Genomic DNA, 19,536 nt, shown 5'->3' with positions numbered 1-19,536 from the left:
GGACCTTGGCAACCATCGTCCTCGTACACGGGATCGCGCAGGAGCAGGCCGCGGCCGACACACTGGAAGCGCAGTGGCTGCCGGGACTAGCGGGCGGGGTGCGCAACCACGGCGACAACGAGCTCGCTGATCGCCTGTGGCGCAACGGATTACCCGGCGACATCTCGACCAGAATGGCGTTCTACGGCAATCAGTTCCTGGCCAAGGGCGCCCAGGGCACCACCGTGGGCGACCTCGACGACGAGCAGCTCGAGCTGATGGAGCAACTCGCCGAGGAGTGGCTGGCGACGGCCGCCGAGCACGCGGGCGATCAACGCGACCGGGCAACCGCCCAGCGGCTGGTCGCCGTGCCACCGCCGGACGCTCGACCGCAGGGCGCCCAAGCCGCACTGCGCCCGGCGCTCAACGCGCTGGTCCGGCTGCGCTGGTTCGCCCCGTTCGGCATCGGGCTCGCCGAGAAGTTTGTGGTACGGGCACTGTCGCAAGTGACCCGCTACTTCACCGACCAGGCCGTCCGGGAGTACGCCCAACAGCAGGTGCTCGCCCACGTCGGCCCGGAGACCAAGCTCGTCGTCGCCCACTCCCTCGGCTCGGTGGTGGCCTACGAGGCGCTGCACCGGGTCGACCAGGAGGTGGCCTTGCTGACCATGGGCTCGCCGCTCGGACTGCGCACCGTCATCTACGAGCGGCTGCACCCGAAACCCTCCACCGTCCCCAAATCCGTTGTCAGCTGGCACAATCTGGTCGACCGCGACGACCTCGTCGCCGCCCACCTCGACCTCGTCCCGTTCTTCCCGCCGTTCCCCGGCGCCGATGTCGCCCCGATCACCGAGGAGCCGGTGGACAACGGCGCGAGCCCGCACGACTCCACGAACTATCTGACGAAGCAGGTCACCGGTGGCATCGTCGCCAAAGCACTGACGAGCTAACGGTTCTCGGCAGCAACCTGCTCGGATACCGCGCCGCGCAGACGATCACGCCGCAACAGGTACATTGCCAACACCAATCCCGCTGCGGTGAGCACCGCGCCAACCAGGGGAATCGATCGCACGCCCGATCCGTAACCGGTCACCGCGCCGCCCAACCAGCCCGCGCACGCCGCGGCGAGCTGAAACCCGGACGCGTTGACCGCGACAGCCAGCGTCGGCGCGTCGGCGGCCGCCATGACGACCCGCGTCTGCATACCAGGGATGATCGCGAACGCGAGTGCGCCGATCACGAAAGTCAGTACCGCGGCGCCTATTTGATTGCTGCCGCCCAGCCAGAAGAGGAGCAACGCACCGACCAGAGCCGCGAGCAGGCCCGCGACCGAAGGCAGCAACGCCCGGTCGGCCAGCCAACCGCCGGCCTGGTTGCCGACGACGGCACCGACTCCGTACACCAACAGCAGCACCGGAACCGTACTTTCGGCGAAGCCACCGATATCGGTGAGCAATGGCGTGATGAACGTGAACACGGTGACCACGCCGATATTGCCGAGCGCGGTAAGCGCGATCGCCCACCACACCTCGCGGTCACCGAAGACGCGCAACTCACCGAAGACTGATCCGTCCGCACCGGGCCGGTCCGGCATGAACCGAACCACCAACGGCAACGCGACGGCCGCACACACCGCCACCGCAACGAAAGTCGCCCGCCAGCCCAAACTTTGGCCGATAGCAGCTCCGATCGGCGTCCCGAGCACAATGCCGAGATTCATCCCGAGCGCCACCCGCGCGACGGCGGCGGCCTCCCGGCCCGGCTCGGCGGTGGACACCGCGGTAGCGATCGCCACCGCGAAGAAAGTGGCGACAACCAACCCCGCCGCAGCCCGCATCACCAGCAGGACAGCGTAATTCGGCGCGATCGCCGATCCGAGATTCGCGAGCACCGAGAACAGCACCAGCCCGGCAACGAGCGGCTTGCGCGCCACCCGCGCCGTCAACACGGTGACCACCGGCCCACCGACGATCATGCCGATCGCATACGCGGTCACCAGCATTCCGGCTGCAGAGACCGAAACATTCAGTCCCTCAGCAACTTCCGGCAGAATCCCAGCGATCACGAACTCCCCGGTCGTGAGACTGAAGACCACCGACATCAAGGAAAACACAGCAGGCCGCATCACAGCATCCTCATGTAGTTCTAACTCAAATGATACGAACTAGAACTATCACAGTTCGAATCAAGAGCGCTAGACTCGGAAAAATGACGCGCCAGCCCGCAACGAACGTGGACACCGAACTCGACCGGGATGTCTGCAAGCTGGTGCACCAGTTCACCCACCGGCTCGACGTGCACGTCCGACGCGTCGCCGAACAGCTGGAACTCACCCCGTCACAGGTCATCGCCCTGCGCGAACTGTCCGAGCCGATCACCGCGCGCGAACTGGCCACCCGCATGTCCTGCGAGCCGTCCAACGCGACCTTCGTCCTCGACAAACTCGAACAGCTGGAGCTGATCCGGCGCGAACCGCACCCGACCGACCGTCGCGCCAAACAGATCGCGCTGACCCCGGCGGGCAAGCGCCGCCGCGCCACCGCCGTCGAGTTACTCGGAGCCGAGTCCCCGCTCACCTCACTCACCGCCACACAGCAGCAAGCCCTGCGCGATCTACTGCACGCCATGACCGAAACCCAGGACTGACCATCACTTGATCTAGACATACGTACGCACGTATTGTTTGTTTCATGACCGTGGCAATCCCCACCACCGAAGAAACCGATCCGTTCTGCCTGCCGCCCCTGGAGGCCGCGGCACTGCTCTACGACGCCCCCTGGCAACGATTCGGCGTGATCGGCGACAGCCTCTCCGCGGGCACCGGCGACCCGAGCCCCGGCTACGCCACTCTCGGCTGGCCCGATCGCGTCGCCGACATCCTGCGCCGCGTGCGTCCCGACCTCGAGTACCTCAACACCGCGGTAGACGGAGCGACCACCCCGGAAACCCTGCGGCGCCAAGCAGATCGGATGCTGGAGTTCGGCCCCGACCTGCTGCACCTACCGTCCGGCGCGAACGATATCGTCCGCCGCACACCCGATTTCGGCGAGATCGAACAAAACCTGCGCGACATGTACCGCCTGGCGGCGAGCACCGGCGCCCGGCTGACCGTGTTCACCCTCGGCCAAGCCTATGTCGTGCCGGTCTTTCCGGACTGGCGCGACCGCGTCCGCCGAGTCAACGACCTCACCCGCGCACTGGCCGCGGACTTCGACGCCACGGTGGTCGACATCTGGGACCACCCGATCAACGATCGCCCGAACCTGTTGAGCGCGGACGGTATTCACTTCACCACCGCCGGCCAGGCGGTCCTAGCGGCCGAAGTGGTCAAGCAACTCGCGCACCTACTGGAAACCCCCGCGATGCGGGCCGGGCACGACGGCCCGCATCGGGTCGACCACTAGTCCTTGGGCAGCGCGGCTTTCGCTTCCTCGTAGCCGCCGGTGGGCGCCGCCTCGTCCTTGGTGTAGACGAGATGCAGCACACCGGTGGTGAAGGTCTCCGAGGAGAGCAGCCGCAGCGGCAACGTCGAGTCGCGATCGTCGAACAGCCGCAGGCCCTTGCCCACCACGATCGGGTGCACCAGCAGATGCAGCTCGTCCAGCAGCCCGGCCGCCAGCAGCTGACGGACGATGGAGACCGAACCGCTCATGCCGATATCGCCGCCGGGCTCGTTCTTCAGCGCGGCCACCGCCTCGAGCAGGTCACCCTTCAGCACCTCGGAATTACGCCAGGTGAGGTCCAGGTCCTGGTGCGAGACAACGATCTTGCGCGCATCGCCCATCGACTTGGCCATGCCCGCGTCCTCGCCGCCGGCGTCCTCGCGCTCCGGCCAGGCCGCCGCGAAGCCTTCGTAGGTGACCCGCCCGAGCAGCAGCGTGTCGGCGGTCCCCAACTGCGCGGTGACCGCCGCACCCATCTCCTCGTTGAAGTACGGGAAGTGCCAGTCCTGCGGGTCCGCGACGACGCCGTCGATCGCAACGAACATGCCTGCGGTGATTTTCCTCATCGTCCATCTCCTGGATCAGTAGTGCCGGTGTTGCCTGATCTGACGGAGCGGTGATCGGAAAATCATCGGTCGCGGCATCAGACCCGTTCAGCCTCCACTACCCAGATCGGCAGCAGCATCGAACCCTCCGAATCGAACTCGAGCCGCGCCCCGCTGCGGTCCATCACCGCCTTGAACTCCGGTGACGGCTTGATCGCAGTCAGCTTGCCCGCGCGCAGCTCGGTGAGGTTCCAGTCCGGGGCGACGAAGGTCGCGCGCAGTTCGTCCTCGCCGATCGAGTATGGGGCGTAGGTGTCGGAGAAGTCGGCCTGGGAGAAACAGAATTGGATCAACCGCGCGCCCGGCCGCATCACCCGGCGCAGCGCGGCCACGTGCGCCTTGCGCTGCTCGGGATCGAGGCAATGCGCGAGGGCACTGCTGACGACGGTGTCGAACCGGCCGTCGTAGCCGGTGAGCACGGTCGCGTCCGCGACGGCGAACTCCGCGGTGACCCCGCTTTCGGCGGCCTTGGCGCGGGCCTTCTCGATCGCGGTCGGCGCGAAATCCAGCCCGGTGACGTGGTAACCGAGACCGGCCAGGTAGATCGTGGTATCCCCTGGGCCGCAACCGATGTCGAGCACGTCGCCGGTGATCCGGCCCGCCTGCTCGAACTCGACGAGCAGCGGTTGCGGCCTGCCGATCTCCCACGGCAGCCGGTCCATGGTCAGGCCCTCGACGATGGTGCCGCCTTGATAAGCCTGTTCGAAATCGATGGTCGTCGGGTCGAGCTCGGGTGTTCCGTCATTGGCAGTCATAGCTAACCTGTCCCTCGCCTTGATGGTGGATCGGGAAATTCGACGGGTGAATTCTAACCAGAAACGGAGCAAGTGGCTCCGTTTTGACGTGACATGCTTTCCTCGACTCAGCTCCCGACGGCGGACCCGTGGAAGGCCGCACGATAGCTGTGCGGACTGGTGCCGACGACCCGCTTGAAGCGGTCCCGGAACGCGGTGGGCGAACCGAAACCGACCTGCCCGGCGATCCGGTCCACCGGGTGGGCGGTGGACTCGAGTAGATACTGCGCCTGGCGGATTCGCGCTCGCAGCAACCATTGCAGCGGCGTGGTTCCGGTCTGTTCGCGGAAGCGCCGGTTGAGCGTGCGGGTGCTCATCCCGGCCTGCGCGGCGATCTCGTCGAGGGTCAGGTCCTTCGCGAAATTGTCCTGCAGCCAGCGTGTTACGGGTTCCAGCACCGAGCCGCGCGGGGTCGGCGGCTGGTCGTGCACGATGAATTGTGCTTGTCCCCCTTCGCGTTCCAGCGGCACGACGGACAACCGGGCCGCGTCGGCGGCGACGGCCGAGCCGTGATCACGACGAATCAGGTGCAGGCACAGGTCGATTCCCGCGGCAGCGCCCGCGGAGGTGAGCAGTTGGCCGTTGTCCACGTAGAGCACGTCGGGGTCCACCTCGATGGCGGGATAGTGGGCCGCGAACTCGGTGGCGGCCGCCCAGTGCGTGGTCGCGCGCTGTCCGTCCAGCAGACCGGTAGCGGCGAGGATGAACGCGCCGACACAGATCGATGCGATGCGCGTGCCCCGGTCCGCAGCCGCCCGTAGCGCGTCGAGGACCTCGTCCGGGACCGGCGCTGTGAGATCGGCGAGGCCGGGCACGATGATGGTGTCCGCGCCGGCCAGCGCCGTCAGATCGAACGGCGGCCGCAGCGTGAACGCCCCGGCGTCCACCGTCTCCGCGACACCACAGACCCGCACCCGGTAAGCGGCTCGACCGTCGGGCAGCCTGGCCGCGCCGAACACGTCGATCGGCGTCGTGAGGTCGGAGGGGATGACCTTGTCCAGCGCGAGCACAGCCACGACATGCATGGCCTCAGCGTAGGCGACCGCCTGATTCGAGCCAATGCCTGTGACCTGTGCCATTCGAGAAATGACGATGTCAGAGCGGTTGGCGAGAATCAACCGGTGTGTGGCAGTTTCGCCTGTTCCTCGTCGGCCGATTCACCGTTAACCTCGCCGCTGTGACGAAGTTTCTGCTGTCGGTTCATGTGCTGGTCGTGATCCTCGCCGTCGGACCGGTGACGGTCGCCGCGAGCATGTTCGCGCCGACCACCCGCCGCGCCCTGGCCGAGCCCGGTAGCGAACCCGCCGTGCTCGCCACCCTGCACCGCATCTGCCGGGTCTATGCCTACCTCGGCATCCTTATCCCGGTCTTCGGCGCACTCACCGCGCTCAGCCTCGGCGTGCTCACCAACACCTGGCTGATCATCTCGATCGGCCTGACCGCGGCCGCCGCCGGCGTGCTCGGGATGCTCATCCTGCCCGGCCAGCACAAAATCCTCGCCGACCTGCCCGGCACCACGCCGACGCTGATCCGCAGGCTCGGCATGGACACCGGCATCTTCAACCTGCTGTGGGTCGCCGTCACCGTGCTGATGATCGTGCGCCCCGGCTCGACGACCGGGGCCTGACACTTACTCCGGCGCGGCCATGTGCCTGATCGTCTCGCCGCCCTTGGCGTGGTGCAGGCGGCCGAACTTGCTGTCGAGCAGGTGCGCCATGCTGTCCGCCGCGCCACGAACCGCCTCCTCGAGGGTCTCCGCACGATGGGTGGCGGCCACCGGATGCTGTCCGGCGGGCCGCGCCTCCAGCACGCACTGCTTGTCTTCCGGCCCGCCCTTGTCGCCGTTCAGGTCGGTCAGGTGGGCCTCGACCCGCGTCAGCTGATCGCTGAAACGGTCGAGCACGGAAGAGATCTCGGCTTCCGCCCACCGCATCAGGTCCTCGCCGCCGTGGATGCCGCTTCCGGTATTGATCTGGATCTGCACAGCTTTCTCCATTCCGTTAGGTAGCAAACTCCACGAAACCGACACTACCTGCGCGAACCCTGTGGTCGATGTCATAACGGAAGGCCCGGTCCGCGTGGACCGGGCCTTTCCGCTACTGATCAGGCGCGTTGGCCGCGCTTGCGGGCCAGCATGGAGACCGCGAACAGCGGCCCGATCACACAGATCATCAGCACCGGCGACAGCCACGCCATGGTGTGGATCGGCAGCTGGTAGGCGAGCACGATCCGCAGCACGGCCTCGCCGAGCAGGCCCGCGCCCCACATCACGGAGAGCACGGTGAACGCCCTGCGCTTGTCGGGATTGGTGCGGTACGCAGCTTCGAATTCGGCCAACTTCGCCGGGCCGCCCGCGGCGATCCCCTTGCGCGCCGCCAGGTAGATCAGCGGCTTGCCGATCATGGCGCTGATCAGAAAGGCGAGACCGATCAGCACCGTCGCCGCGGAATCCTTGGCGATCATCAGCCGGGGGTCGCCGGTGATCAACGAGAGGGCGAGCCCGACCACGAAGCCGCACAGGATGATTGCCGACATCACCTCGAGGCGCCGGGACCGGATCGCCAGGAAGATCAGCATCGCGGCGGACACCACGGTGCCGGCCACCAGTCCGGCGAAATCGCTGTAACCGAGCGCGTGCATGGCGAAATAGGCGGCCCCCGGGACCGCGATATCGCGGGCGAGTGGCGCCAGCCAGGTGCGCACGCCACCGGACGATTCGGTGGGCTGATCGACCGTGCTGGTGTGGAAGGTGTTGGTGGTCATCGGGTGCTCCTCATCGGCGTATTCGGCGGTGCGCTACGAGAATTGACGCTACGGACGCCGACGAGCGAGCAAATCTGTCAACCATCACGACTGCGGCATGACAGATGTCATGCGGGGTTACCTGGCCAGGTAACCCTTGTCGACGGGGATCTGGGCACCGGTGATGACACCCGACGCATCCCCCGCCAGCCACACCACCACCTCGGAGATCTCCTCGGGTTCCACCAGTGCGTCGGTTTTGAGCAGGTTCGGCTGGAAGCTGTAGACGAAGGTGGGGTGCTTCTCGAACATCGAGTACATCGACGTGTCGTTGCCGAGCGGGGTGTTGGTGCCGTACGGCAACACCGTGTTCGCCCGGATACCGTATTCGCCGAGCTCGATCGCCAGCGACTTCGTCATGCCGACGACGCCGAATTTGCTTGCGGCGTAATGGCCGCAGCCCGGCGGCGGCTTGACGCCCGCCACGGAACTGACGGTGATGATGGATCCGCCGTTGCCCGCCTCGATCATCGCGGGCACCGCGGCCTTGAGCGTGTTCCACACTCCGACCAGGTTCACGTCGATGGCCTCCTGGAACTGTTCGGCCGAGATCTCCCAGAGCCGACCCCAACTGCACACCCCGGCATTGGCGACCACGATGTCGAGGCGGCCGAAGGTGGCGATGGTGTCGGCCACGACGTCCTGCTGCCCGGCCAGGTCGCGCACGTCCACCTGCTTGGTCAGGATCTTGCGTCCCTCGCCTTCGACCAGGCGGGCGGTCTCGGCGAGGTCCTCGGGCTCGGCCATCGGATATCCGCTGAACGGCGCGGCCTGCGCGCAGACGTCGATGGCGACGATATCGGCGCCGGCCCTGGCCAGCCGGATCGCGTGCGAACGTCCTTGTCCGCGAGCGGCTCCGGTCACCAGTGCGACTTTTCCGGCGAGTGCGGTCATAGTGTTCCCTCGATTCTCGATGGATTCAGTTGTGTGACGTGAACGAGTAGTCGTCGATCGGCGAGAAGCGGCTGAACCACAGTGCGCCACTGATGGTTTGCGGCCGGTAGTAGAGCGCCTCGCCTTGCGAGTTGACGAAGTAGGTGCGCAGGCCGGGGTTACAGTCGACGGTGTAGGTGCTGATGAGCTTGCCGTGCCGGTTCATCTTGCGGACCCAGCGACCGAACGCTGCGGTACGGACCTGTGCCACAGTGGCTTTCCGTCGTCCGGCCTCGGTGATGACCCGGACGGCATGGCGCGCGGTGAGGTCGACGAAGGTGTGCCAGGCCGCGCCGACGAACCCCTGCGGCGCGACCAGTGACCAGCGGTTGGGCAGGCCGGGATGGGCCGAGCCGCCGTAGCTGCGCAGTCCGTTGCTGCGGTATTCGTCGGCCAGATCGAAACCGTTGGGGCCCAGCGTCTTTCCGGTCTGGTAGGTCTCCGGATCGGTGAACAGTTCATAGCCCGTCGCCAAGACGATGAGGTCGTACGGACGTTCCGTGCCGTCGGCGGTCCGGATGCCGTCGGCGGTGATTCGCTCGATCGGATTCGTGACCAGCGACGCCGAATCCGATTCGAGCGCGGTGAAGAAGCTGCTCGACAGCACGGGACGCTTGGCGAGGATGCCGTAGCGCGGCACCATCGCCTTCCGGTCGGCATCGTTGCTTATCTTGCTCCGCAACAGGATTCGATACAGGCCGCGCCAGATCTTGTCGTACTGGGGCAACGCGGTGGCGAGCAGTTTGCGGGGCAGCAACGGAAGGACGTTGCAGATCAGTTGCAGCGGCAGCTCCATGATCGCCAGCACCGATCCGTTGATCGCCGCGCCGACGCCGGGCAGCGCCAGAATCCGTTGCGCGCGTGGCGAAAACGCGAAGTCCGGCTTGGGCAGAATCCAGGAGGGTGTGCGCTGGTAGACATCAACCTGCTCGGCCGCGTCGACGACCGCCGCGACGATCTGCACCGAACTCGATCCGGTGCCGATCACCGCCACTCGCTTACCCGCACAGGAGTAGCCGGCATCCCAGGCGTTCGGCCGCAGTATCGTCCCGCCGAATTCGCCGGTGCCCGGGATGGTGTCGGTCGATTTCGCGTTGATGTATCCGCCGACGGCGTTGATGACGAACCGCGCCCGGACCGGCTCGTCGCCCAGGATGTCGAGCACCCAGACCTGGTCTTCGTCGTCCCACACTTCGCGTTCGACGGCGCAGTTGCCGCGAAAGTACTTGTACAGGTTGAGATCCGTGGCGACCTGCTGGTTGTACCGCTGGATCTCGGCGCCCTCCGGGAACAGCCGCGACCAGTCGGCCTTGCGGGCGAAGGGGAATTGATAGAAGAGGGTCGGTATGTCGACCGCCAGGCCGGGGTACACATTGTCACGCCAGCTGCCGCCGAAATCGCCAGCACGCTCCAGTATCACGAAATTCGTTATCCCGGAACGTAATAGGTGATGCGCCGCGGTGATACCACCCGGCCCGGCTCCGATGATCGCAACCTCGAAGACTTCACTTGCCATCTGTTTCTACTCTCTAGGTGACACGGGGGGCGAGACCGTTCAGCAGGAAGTCGCTGGTACGCGCCCGCACGTCGTCCGCGCTGCCGAAACCGGCCACGGCGAACGGCAAGATCTCCAAACTGAGCAGCACGCGCACGATCCAGTCGCCCGCATGCAGCGGCTCCAGCCCGGGGTCCACTTCGCCGCGATGCTGCGCCTCGGCGACCAGCGTCGCCCAGAAGGTGGCCCAGCTGAGGCACAGGTTGTCGCCGTAATGGTCCAGCAGCGTGACGATGATGCTTTCGGTGCGCAGCGCGGGCGAAAAGGCTTGCGGCGTCTTGACGTGGTCGTAGATCATCGCCGCCGCCGCACCGATCTGATCGCGCAGCGTCGGCAGCGGCCGCACGCCCGCCGCCAGCCCCTCGATGAAGGCGTTGCACAGATACGCCAGCCCGGCGTTGATCGCGGTTTCCTTGTCGCCGAAACCGTTGTAGACCGTCCCGCGCGATACGCCGGCGATCTTGGCGACCTCGGTCAGCCGAAAACCGTTGACCCCGAAGCGCCGAACGCATTCGGCCGCACCTTGGACCAGTTCGATCGAGGCTTCTCCCCAGGGTGCGTCCTGCGCCGCGCTGCTCATGTTGAACATATTGCGTCAATATGTTCAAAGCGTCAAGAGTGCGTCACCGAGTTCCGTCGTTGACAGGAGCCTTGACGGGCTATCGGTGCGTCAATCCCACAGTGCGGCAACGACAGTCTGATAGTCGCCCGATTCGAGGGTCGGCCGCCCGGTCGCGAGCAGCCACCGCTCGACCGCGCGATCGCCGTCGGTGCGATACGTGCGCTGCTCACCGCGCGCGATCTCGATGACGCCGCGCTGCACGCGCAGGATCTCCTCGTCCGACAGCCGCGCGATGAAACCCCGGTAGGCACCGTCGTTTTCGACATCGCCCACCGTCGATCGCGGTGCCGCGGCGATCAGACCGTGTAGCTGCGCCTCGTCCCCCGGCGCCAACTGCCACTTCGGATTGGGCTTGTCGGCATGGATGTCGAGCTCGACCCTGATCATTACCGTCCCCCTGACGACAGCACGCCGCTCACGGAAGCCCCGAGCGGAGTCCGCGGCAACACCGGCTCCGCACGGGCGTCTGAATGGGGAGATGGTAGCCCCGGGACGCCGCGCCCACCACTCGGCGAAACAAATTCTGACCAGGCAATTCCGCATCCCGTCTTCGCACTTACCATGGGGCGTGCGCAAGGACGTCGACAGACCCGGATTCCTCCGCGAGATGCGGTTCGCGTCGAACGGTGTCGACATGGACGAATATCCGTTCTGCCTGCCCGCCGTGACGCATCTCGCCCAGGTGGGCACCCTCGCGCTGTCGCCGGGCGTGACCTTCTTCGTCGGCGAGAACGGCAGCGGGAAGTCGACGCTCGTCGAGGCGCTCGCGGTCGCCCTCGGCATGAATCCGGAGGGTGGCAGCCAGCACTATCGCTTCAGCACCCGCTCGACCGAGTCGGTCCTCGGCGATCATCTGGTGATGAAGTGGGGCATCGACAAGCCGCGCAGCCGGTTCTTTCTGCGCGCCGAGTCGTACTACAACGTCGCCACCCAGACCGAGGAGCTCGGACCGGAGCAGTTGGAGATCTTCGGTGGCGTGTCGCCGCACAAGCGCTCCCATGGCGAGTCGTTCGTGGACCTGATGCGGCATCGCTTCTTCCCGAACGGTCTGTACCTGCTGGACGAGCCGGAGGCGGCGTTGTCGCCCCGTGGCTGCATGGCCGTGCTTGCCCTGCTGTCGGACCTGACCGCGAAGGGCTGTCAGTTCGTGGTCGCGACCCACTCCCCGATCCTGCTCGCACTACCCGGCGCCACCATCTACGAGATCGCCGAGGACGGCGACATCGGCGAGGTCAGCTACGACCAGGCGCTACCGGTCCGCCTGACCAGGGACTTCCTCGCCGATCCGGACCGCTATCTGCGCCACCTCGTCGATGAGGAGTAGCGCTCAGCCGCCGAAGACATTGCAGCCGTACCCCAGGTGCACGCCGTTGCCGACCCGCAGGTCCACGCTCGCGGCCACGCTGTCGTCGGGCGCCTGCACGGCACTGATCGTGTGCAACCCCGGCGTCGCCGGCACCCAATCCACCAGCGCGACACTGCCGGACGGTTTCACCGTGGCGAACGGAATCCCATTGTCGTAGAACACAACCGGCTGCACCACATCGGTCAGCTTCGCCTTCGCCTGATAGGTACAACCGGTCCCGTAATTGGTCGCCGACCCGAAATTGATCCCCGGCGACATACCGACCTGCGTCACCGTCGCGCCCGCACCCGGCATGACACCCACCGCCGCGGCCCCGACCATTCCCGCAATAACCCCGACTCGCATCCAGATGGTTCGCTCCGCCATGAATTGGTCCTAAGTCCTGGGCGCCGGAGCACCGCGCCCCAGCGAGATACCTTGCATCCTCACTTGCCCAGCCCACTTCTGTGACACAAACGGCCGAATGTTTCAGATCAGTCCACGAATATCGTCGGTGATACCGGGCAACGGCGCCGTCTCGCCGAGGGAGGCGAACCAGTCCCACAGCTCGAGGGCGTGATAGAGGCGATAGAGCGTCGATCGTTCGGACCAGTCGTCGGGTAGCGGGTCATAGCCCTGCTCCAGCGCAGCTCGCTTTACCCGGTTACCGCGGATGGCGTAGTAGTCGGTCTTCGCGAGATCCAGCAGCGGGTCCGCGGCAACGGCGTTCTCCACATCGATGAAACCGGTCACCGTCCAGTTGCCTGCGTCCTGCTGTACGAGAACGTTGCCTTCATGGAAGTCGTTGTGGCACAACACCGGAGCCGCGCGGCGACGGAATAGATGAATTCGTTTCGCGACGTAGCCACAGATAGCCGCGTGCAGTGCGGAGTCGCCACCGAGTTCCTCGAACTCGGCGAGTTTCTTGGCGAACTGGCGCGTCATGTAGGCGGTGTTGTCCGGCTCCGGATCGAGTATCCGGGTCGTCAGATAGCCGTAGGCGGATTGCTCGATGTGATGGATCGCCGCGAGGGTCGCGCCCAACTGTCGGTAGACGTGGGCGATCTGCGCGTCGTCGAGATAAGTGCTGATGTGTGAAAGTGGTTGTCCTGGCAGCGTCGTCATGACCGTGCAGGCGCAACCCAGTGGCCCGATATCCGGCTCGGCCCGCAGGATCGCCGGAGTCGGACCGACCCCGTTGGCCTGCAACAGCCGGTAGACGTGGACCTCTTTGGCCTGCTTCCAGCGCCACTGATCGGCATACAGCTTCACGATCACCGACCGCGCGGGCTCCGTGCAGCGCACTTCGTAGACCGAGCTCAACTGCCCGCCCGTCCGAGCGCGAAGGTCGGTCACGACGGCATCCGGCCATACGGGACGGAGGATTTCGGTGGCCTGTCCCTCATCGAGAGGTCGATCGAACACGCACCCGACCGTAGTTGGGACGACCCGCGCAGGTCGACCGAATTTCCAGGCTGTCCCTCCGCCGAGCGCACCGATACGGCGCTGACGCGGATGAAAAAGCAGGTATACGCTCGATTGATGACCGATTCCGGACCGTCCGATCCCATCACCGTCTACTGGCGCTGGGGTTGCCCCTTCTGCCTGCGGCTCGGCGCCCGACTGCGACTTGCCCGAATCCCGTTCCGCCGGATCGACATCCGTGATCCGAAGGCCGCGGCCGAGGTGCGGGCGATCACCGGCGGGGACGAGATCACGCCGACCGTGCTCGTGAACGGGCGTCAACTGGTGAACCCGAGCATCGGGGAGATCCGCGCCGCACTGGCGGGATAATCAGTCGGCAGACAATTCGAACTCCAATAACGTATTCGGAGCCGCGACAGTTCTGGATGGGTGTAATTTTCAGTCATTTCAAAGCATTTCGCTTACTGACGAATACTCCTGCTGACCTGGCATTTTGCCGCACCTCACCGGATGCGCTAACCTTTCCGCGATCCATCTGATTCCGCTGGTAAGGCATGTGGCCGCCGCACATAGCCTGCCCTTGCGGCCCGTGTTCGGGCCTGCGATCGGGCCCCGGACAATGCGATCGACGCTGTTCAAAATTCTCATGAGCACGCCAGAGTCTGCTTCACAGTTTCAGATGGCATTACTGCCAGGAATCCATGACGCGCAGGTGGCTCAGGGCTCGGTTACCGGCGTCGCCGAAACAGCAATGGGAGGTAGCGTTTCTATGCGTACATCGAAGGTTCTGGCCGGCAGCGCGCTGGCGATCGCCGCGGCGATGCAGATCGGTATGGGCGGTATGGCGTCGGCCTCGGACGGAGATACCCTCGGCATCGCCGCCGCGGCTGTCGACGACAACGGAGACCTGAAGGTCGACATCCTCTACTCCTGCCCCAAGGAATCGACGCACAAGTCGCTCAGCGTCTACGCCACCGAAGTCGACAAGGACGGCAAGACCGTCGCCGAAGGAAGGGGCACCGGAAAGCTCGTGGTCACCGATTATGACACCGAAAAGAAGGAGAACGTGGAGAAGCCGGGGTGCGACGGCGCGCAGCAGCGGTTGACCGTCACCCTCAAAAAGGATGAGGACATGCCGTGGGTGAAAGGCGGAATGGGCACAGTGAAAGTGGCATTCACCAATGATGTCGAGTTCAGCGCGAACCAAAGCAACCTGAAGTTCATCAACTACTAGGACAACGACGAACAGACTGCCGCAGTCCGGGAGTCACATGAACGATGTCTCCTTGGTCAACCCGAGGGATTCGTCGCCACCGGTGATGATCGGCTGACAGTTACCGATACCGGTCGCACCGATGGAATCGGTTACCCGGACCACGGTGTCACGGATCTGATGTAGACGGCGAGCGGATTCGTAGGTGGAGCAGTCCTCGATCCGCTCGCCGTCCACGTGCAGACCTGGCCCGAGCCACGAACCGTGGTGCCGCCCTTCGAATCCGAAGTAGAGCCCGGCGCCGAGATGAAACCCCGTGTCCGACAAGGCCTCCACCTTCAGCACCCGCTCGGTCCCGTCCTCCGTCGTCGCATGAATCTCACCGCCGCGCAGCCGCCGGTTGTCCGGATCGAAGGACAGTTCGGGCACCAGGTCCTTCCACTTCTCGAATCGACCGTCCGCGTGCTCGACTCCACCCATCACCGTCTTGCTGAAAAACCCGTCCATCTGAACGATTTGGTAGTGCAGGTGCAGTCCATACCGTGACCCGTCCGCCCGAGTCATCAGAATCGGCGCCCAGATCATCCGGAACGACACCTCCGGCGGCAAATCCATCGACTCCACATCGCCGAGCGGCACCCCGACGTCGTACCGCACGCCCCACGAGTGATCCCTGGTCGACACCCAATCCTCGAATGCGGTCCGCGCCCCGTCGATACTGACCCACCCTGAGGCAGTACCGATCTGGTGATAGCGCACCAGATCCGACATCACCCGATATCCCCGCCGCATATGCGTCCGATCCTCCAGTTGCGCAGGCAACGCCGCCTCGAAAACCCAATCGAAAGCCACCGGCTGACAATCGTTTTCCGCCAAGCTGAATCGAATCTTCCGCAGCGGCACCACGATCTCGTAGTGAATCGGCCCCACCGACAAAGCCTCCGGCGTAGGCATCAGCGTCCGGCTCCCCCGCACCGTGACCTGCTCGACGCCCCGCGAGATCCCCGCATACCCATCGAGCACATTCCGATTTTTGTACTGTCCCAACCCAAACCCCAACTGCACCGACCCATCCGGCGCACAAGCCATCGCACACACCTTCTCGGTCCACGCCAAGTCACTGGTGCCGACCGTCGCCACGGTATCGACGATCTGATGATTAAAGCCTTCGTCGGCAGCGCCGAGCGGTCCGATCGGATTCACACCGCCCGTCGTAACACCCCACCGCATCCTCCGTCGATCCCCGATCCCGCCCACCGGGCAGCGCCCGAGATCACCACCGGTCGAGGAGCGCCACCTCGGACGCACCGCGGTGAGCAACAGCAATTCGACAGCAATAGCGAAAGGAGTTCGAGTCGGTTTTCCTCGCGCACAACGGATTTCGACAACCCGGACATCACGCAGCAAACCGACATCGACCATTGGACCCGAGCAGCGAACCTTACTGCGAAGTACGGGTTTACGCAGAATAGCCGATGGCTATAAACTACTCATGGGCGTACCTTGATCAGATCGTTCGTCGGATCGTTCCCGAGATCATCACAGACGCAACGACTTCCACAGTGCGTTGTGCGCCGGTATTCGCTACAGCCAAAAGAATCCATCATCGCGATCGCCCCGACCGGACCACAAGCGGGTCGGCGGCATTCGCAGCATCGTCGAGCGCTCAGCCGACATCCCACGGCAGCGCTGACCGAGGGGAAATGCACATCATGGAGACGCTGTCTTCCGACCTATCCACGCAACCACCCGCTCAACTGACAAACGCATTAGCTACGAACGCATTACAGCGTGTGTTGACGGCGCCGACCGGAGTCGGTACCGCCGCGGCACGCGCACCGGGCCTACCGACACCCGTCCCGCCCTATCTGGAAAGACAGTGGGGCGACGGCTCCGCCCCACCGCTGTATTGCCCTGCGCCGGAACGAATCGACGAAGCGCTCGCCGAAGAGGTCGAGCAGCGCCTGGCCGCATGGGCCCTCGACGTCGGCTTCTCCCCCGACGAGATCGACCATCTCCGCGCGGTCGGCTTCGGCAGGTTGATGATGCTCACCCACACCCAGAGCGACGACCCGGACCTGCTGTTGCTGGCCGCTCAACTGAACACCGGATGGTGGGCGGCCGACGACTACTACGCCGACGACACCGCCCTCGGCGCGGTATCCGAACTATTGTCCCCCCGGCTGGCCCTGGCAATGGCCGCCATGGACCCGCTCCCACCAGCCGGTGAATTCACCCCGCCACTCGAACACGCGCTGCAGTCCGATCTGGTACTCCGCGCGCTGGGTTCGTCCGTCGACCACCTGCACAGACACGCGGCCCCAGCCCAGGTCCAGCGCGTCTGCTACTCCACCTTCTCGATGTTCGTGGCCTGGACCGCCTACGCCACCTGGCGGCACACCGGCGACCTACCCGCCGCGTGGGAATACCTCGGGGCCCGCCAGCACGACAGCTTTTACACCTCGATGACACTGATCGATGTGGTCGGCGGATACGAACTGCCCGCCAACCTGTTCTACGAGCCGCGCGTGCGCCGCGCGGCAATCCGGGCCGGCACCGCCGCGGTCCTCGTCAACGACCTCATGTCGGTAGCCAAGGACGCCGCCGACGAGGTGCCGGTCTGCAACATGGTGCTGCTGATAGCGGCCGAGCAGAACTGCTCGATCGAGCGCGCGACCGAGATCACCGTCGACCTGCACAACAGGATCGTCCGCGACTTCCAAGCAGGCCACGACGAGCTGCGCGCGATACCGTCGCCAGAACTCCAACTGTTCCTGCACGGGTTGCGGGCTTGGATGGGCGGCGGATTCGAATGGCATAACACCAATCCGCGGTATCACTGACGATACCGATCCTCCACGGGTCGACGGGGCAACGGCGACACCATAAGGGAGGTTGGTACCCGCGGTGCGCGTAAGCGCCGCCATGCTCCGGTCAAATCTGCCGTATCACAAACGCTTCAGCCGCTGCATGCTTCGACTCGGTCAGTAATGTCGGAGCATTTACCGTCGCGCGCCCGGAATATTGGTTCCGAGCAGCGCGCGACGTAATTCATTGTGCTCATTTTCGGAGAATTGTTTCTCCGAAAAACATTGGTAGATGAAGGTTTACGAGACATCTGGCCAGGGCATACCATCGATCAGGTAGTCGAATTCATATTCTCGGAACCCGACCTGACAACCGCGAAAGCGACGGGTCGCGTCGCATCCGTATTCCACCCCCAGCAAAGAGGGCATCGCCATGACTGTTACGCGAGACTCCGAAACCGCTCGACTTGCCGAAGACCCCGCCGCAGTGACCAAGCAAATGTCGCTCAGCACCGCTGCCGCCCGAAACTTGGCCACCACCACCAAGACTCCGCCGCAGATGGCAGGCATCACCTCGCGCTGGCTGTTGCGTCAGCTGCCCTGGGTACAGGCCTCCGGTGGGACCTATCGGGTCAACCGCAGGCTCTCCTGGCGCCGCGGCCGCGGCCGGGTGTCGTTCGTCCAGAACGGTGCCGACAACGTGCGGATCATCCCGGAGTCGCTGGCGGAGATCCCCGTCCTGCACGGTTTCGAGGACAACGCCGTACTGACGGAATTGGCGAATCGGTTCTCCCCCAGGGACTTCCAGCCGGGCGACCTGTTGGTCGAGGAGGGACATCCGGTCCGTGAGGTGTTCATCCTCGCGCACGGCCGCCTCGAACGCATCACCACCGGCGAGTACGGCGAACAGGAATTGCTCGGCGTACTGACCGACGGCGACCACCTCGGCGACGAGGCGCTGATGCAGGCGGATCCGCTGTGGACCGCCAGTGCGCGCGCCTGCACCGCGGGCACAATCCTGGTGCTGCAATGGGATTCGTTCCTCGAGCTGCTCGACAGCTCACCCGATTTGCGCGAGCACCTCCGCAAGGTCGTGAACGAGTCGAGCCGGCGGGTCAATTCGAAGGGTGAGGCCGAGATAGCCCTTGTCGCAGGCCATCAGGGCGAACCCGTGGTGCCCTCGACCTACGTCGACTACGAGCTGAGCCCCCGCGAATACGAACTCTCGCTGACCCAGACCGTGTTGCGGGTGCACACCAGGGTCGCCGATCTCTACAACGAGCCGATGAATCAGATCGAACACCAACTGCGGCTCACCATCGAGGAGATGCGCGAGGCGCAGGAGTGGGAACTGTTGAACAACAGGGACTTCGGCCTGCTGCACAACACCGACTACGACCAGCGGTTCTCCACCCACTCCGGCCCGCCGACGCCCGACGACATGGACGACCTGATCTCCATGCGCCGCAACACCAAACTGCTGCTCGCCCATCCCAAGACGATCGCCGCGTTCCTGCGCGAATGCAACCACCGCGGTCTGACGCCGGGCATGACCTCGGTCGAGGGACACAATGTGCTGGCCTGGCGCGGGATACCACTGTTCCCGTGCTCGAAGATCCCGATCAGCGAGCGGCAGACCTCCTCGATCATCGCCATGCGCACCGGGGAAAAGGACCAGGGCGTGATCGGGTTGCACCAGATCGGCATCCCCGACGAATTCGAGCCGAGCCTGAACGTCCGATTCATGGGCGTCGACGATCGCGCGCTCATCGAATACCTGGTAACCGCCTACTACTCGGTCGCGGTGTTGGTCCCCGATGCCATCGGCATCATGGAAAACGCCCACGTCGCGGCCCCGAAAGGCTGAGCCATGACCGGTCTTCCCCCCTCGATCCCACCCGGACCCACCGGGCTGGGAACGGCGTCCGCCCGCATCGTGGACGCTCTGCGGCGCGGTGTTCGTCGAGGAACTGGACGAGGTCCCGGCCGGCGCGACGGTGGTGTTCTCCGCAC

Annotated in this window: 22 protein-coding genes; 9 read left to right on the top strand and 13 right to left on the bottom strand. The window is 65.1% G+C overall.

From position 1 onward, the window contains the following. The first annotated feature begins 5 nt into the window (after positions 1-5). Positions 6-929, top strand: a complete 924-nt coding sequence (locus ACFWF1_RS41845) for a hypothetical protein (RefSeq protein WP_379285234.1) — start codon at positions 6-8, stop codon at positions 927-929. Here ACFWF1_RS41845 and ACFWF1_RS41840 read toward each other — a convergent pair. After that, a complete protein-coding gene (locus ACFWF1_RS41840; RefSeq protein ID WP_379322279.1) occupies positions 926-2,080 on the bottom strand; it encodes an MFS transporter in 1,155 nt (384 codons plus the stop codon). The genes ACFWF1_RS41845 and ACFWF1_RS41840 overlap by 4 nt on opposite strands. A 107-nt stretch (positions 2,081-2,187) precedes the next feature. Between ACFWF1_RS41840 and ACFWF1_RS41835 the strand changes: the two genes are divergently transcribed. Together ACFWF1_RS41835 and ACFWF1_RS41830 are read left to right on the top strand one after the other, a co-directional pair. Continuing rightward, the gene (locus ACFWF1_RS41835) at positions 2,188-2,625 is read left to right on the top strand and encodes a MarR family winged helix-turn-helix transcriptional regulator (RefSeq protein ID WP_379285236.1); all 438 of its coding nucleotides are present in this window, start codon (positions 2,188-2,190) and stop codon (positions 2,623-2,625) included. Positions 2,626-2,669: 44 nt separating this feature from the next. Continuing rightward, positions 2,670-3,383, top strand: a complete 714-nt coding sequence (locus ACFWF1_RS41830) for an SGNH/GDSL hydrolase family protein (RefSeq protein WP_379285237.1) — start codon at positions 2,670-2,672, stop codon at positions 3,381-3,383. On the opposite strand, the gene ACFWF1_RS41825 is transcribed toward ACFWF1_RS41830, so the two are convergent. The 3 genes from ACFWF1_RS41825 to ACFWF1_RS41815 form a co-directional block, all read right to left on the bottom strand. Further along, positions 3,380-3,988: a dihydrofolate reductase family protein gene (locus ACFWF1_RS41825; RefSeq protein WP_379285238.1), complete on the bottom strand. Its 609-nt coding sequence runs from the start codon at positions 3,986-3,988 to the stop codon at positions 3,380-3,382. The two genes, ACFWF1_RS41830 and ACFWF1_RS41825, sit on opposite strands and share 4 nt — an antisense overlap. A gap of 77 nt (positions 3,989-4,065) precedes the next feature. Next, complete coding sequence (locus ACFWF1_RS41820) at positions 4,066-4,782, bottom strand: class I SAM-dependent methyltransferase (RefSeq protein WP_379285239.1); 717 nt, start codon at positions 4,780-4,782, stop codon at positions 4,066-4,068. A 107-nt stretch (positions 4,783-4,889) separates the two neighbouring features. Further along, a complete protein-coding gene (locus ACFWF1_RS41815; RefSeq protein ID WP_379285240.1) occupies positions 4,890-5,846 on the bottom strand; it encodes a GlxA family transcriptional regulator in 957 nt (318 codons plus the stop codon). 152 nt (positions 5,847-5,998) lie between these two features. Between ACFWF1_RS41815 and ACFWF1_RS41810 the strand changes: the two genes are divergently transcribed. Next, on the top strand, positions 5,999-6,448 hold the full coding sequence (locus ACFWF1_RS41810) for a hypothetical protein (RefSeq protein ID WP_379285241.1): 450 nt from the start codon (positions 5,999-6,001) through the stop codon (positions 6,446-6,448). 3 nt (positions 6,449-6,451) lie between these two features. On the opposite strand, the gene ACFWF1_RS41805 is transcribed toward ACFWF1_RS41810, so the two are convergent. The 6 genes from ACFWF1_RS41805 to ACFWF1_RS41780 form a co-directional block, all read right to left on the bottom strand. Then, positions 6,452-6,805, bottom strand: a complete 354-nt coding sequence (locus ACFWF1_RS41805; protein WP_379285242.1) for an HPF/RaiA family ribosome-associated protein — start codon at positions 6,803-6,805, stop codon at positions 6,452-6,454. Between the two features lie 119 nt (positions 6,806-6,924). Then, complete coding sequence (locus tag ACFWF1_RS41800; RefSeq protein WP_379285243.1) at positions 6,925-7,584, bottom strand: VC0807 family protein; 660 nt, start codon at positions 7,582-7,584, stop codon at positions 6,925-6,927. 117 nt (positions 7,585-7,701) lie between these two features. Then, positions 7,702-8,517 (bottom strand): mycofactocin-coupled SDR family oxidoreductase, encoded by an 816-nt coding sequence (locus ACFWF1_RS41795; protein WP_379285244.1) that lies wholly within the window; start codon positions 8,515-8,517, stop codon positions 7,702-7,704. Between the two features lie 25 nt (positions 8,518-8,542). Continuing rightward, a complete protein-coding gene (locus ACFWF1_RS41790) occupies positions 8,543-10,072 on the bottom strand; it encodes a flavin-containing monooxygenase (RefSeq protein WP_379285245.1) in 1,530 nt (509 codons plus the stop codon). 13 nt (positions 10,073-10,085) lie between these two features. Continuing rightward, the gene (locus ACFWF1_RS41785) at positions 10,086-10,691 is read right to left on the bottom strand and encodes a TetR/AcrR family transcriptional regulator (protein WP_379285246.1); all 606 of its coding nucleotides are present in this window, start codon (positions 10,689-10,691) and stop codon (positions 10,086-10,088) included. Positions 10,692-10,781: 90 nt separating this feature from the next. Beyond that, complete coding sequence (locus ACFWF1_RS41780) at positions 10,782-11,120, bottom strand: hypothetical protein (RefSeq protein WP_379285247.1); 339 nt, start codon at positions 11,118-11,120, stop codon at positions 10,782-10,784. Positions 11,121-11,301: 181 nt separating this feature from the next. On the opposite strand from ACFWF1_RS41780, the gene ACFWF1_RS41775 reads away from it, so the two are divergent. Beyond that, on the top strand, positions 11,302-12,057 hold the full coding sequence (locus tag ACFWF1_RS41775; protein ID WP_379285248.1) for an AAA family ATPase: 756 nt from the start codon (positions 11,302-11,304) through the stop codon (positions 12,055-12,057). 3 nt (positions 12,058-12,060) lie between these two features. Here ACFWF1_RS41775 and ACFWF1_RS41770 read toward each other — a convergent pair whose 3' ends face one another. Beyond that, entirely contained in the window at positions 12,061-12,465 is a 405-nt protein-coding gene (locus ACFWF1_RS41770; protein ID WP_379285249.1) for a hypothetical protein, read from the bottom strand. 102 nt (positions 12,466-12,567) lie between these two features. Next, on the bottom strand, positions 12,568-13,503 hold the full coding sequence (locus tag ACFWF1_RS41765; protein WP_379285250.1) for a phosphotransferase family protein: 936 nt from the start codon (positions 13,501-13,503) through the stop codon (positions 12,568-12,570). A 117-nt stretch (positions 13,504-13,620) separates the two neighbouring features. Between ACFWF1_RS41765 and ACFWF1_RS41760 the strand changes: the two genes are divergently transcribed. After that, positions 13,621-13,872, top strand: coding sequence for a glutaredoxin family protein (locus tag ACFWF1_RS41760; protein WP_379285251.1), 252 nt, complete (start codon positions 13,621-13,623; stop codon positions 13,870-13,872). Positions 13,873-14,149: 277 nt separating this feature from the next. After that, positions 14,150-14,737, top strand: coding sequence for a hypothetical protein (locus ACFWF1_RS41755; RefSeq protein ID WP_379285252.1), 588 nt, complete (start codon positions 14,150-14,152; stop codon positions 14,735-14,737). Positions 14,738-14,770: 33 nt separating this feature from the next. Here the strand turns inward: ACFWF1_RS41755 and ACFWF1_RS41750 are convergent, their stop codons facing one another. Further along, positions 14,771-15,919, bottom strand: coding sequence for a hypothetical protein (locus ACFWF1_RS41750; protein ID WP_379285253.1), 1,149 nt, complete (start codon positions 15,917-15,919; stop codon positions 14,771-14,773). 395 nt (positions 15,920-16,314) lie between these two features. Here ACFWF1_RS41750 and ACFWF1_RS41745 point away from each other — a divergent pair, with 395 nt between their 5' ends. Both ACFWF1_RS41745 and ACFWF1_RS41740 read left to right on the top strand, forming a co-directional pair. Then, a complete protein-coding gene (locus tag ACFWF1_RS41745) occupies positions 16,315-17,559 on the top strand; it encodes a family 2 encapsulin nanocompartment cargo protein terpene cyclase (RefSeq protein WP_379285723.1) in 1,245 nt (414 codons plus the stop codon). 397 nt (positions 17,560-17,956) lie between these two features. Further along, complete coding sequence (locus tag ACFWF1_RS41740) at positions 17,957-19,390, top strand: family 2B encapsulin nanocompartment shell protein (RefSeq protein ID WP_379285254.1); 1,434 nt, start codon at positions 17,957-17,959, stop codon at positions 19,388-19,390. Positions 19,391-19,536 lie beyond the last annotated feature (146 nt).

This window comes from Nocardia sp. NPDC060255 (genome assembly GCF_042727395.1).
Classification (GTDB): Bacteria; Actinomycetota; Actinomycetes; order Mycobacteriales; family Mycobacteriaceae; genus Nocardia.
This window is presented reverse-complemented; position numbering and strand designations above follow the sequence as displayed.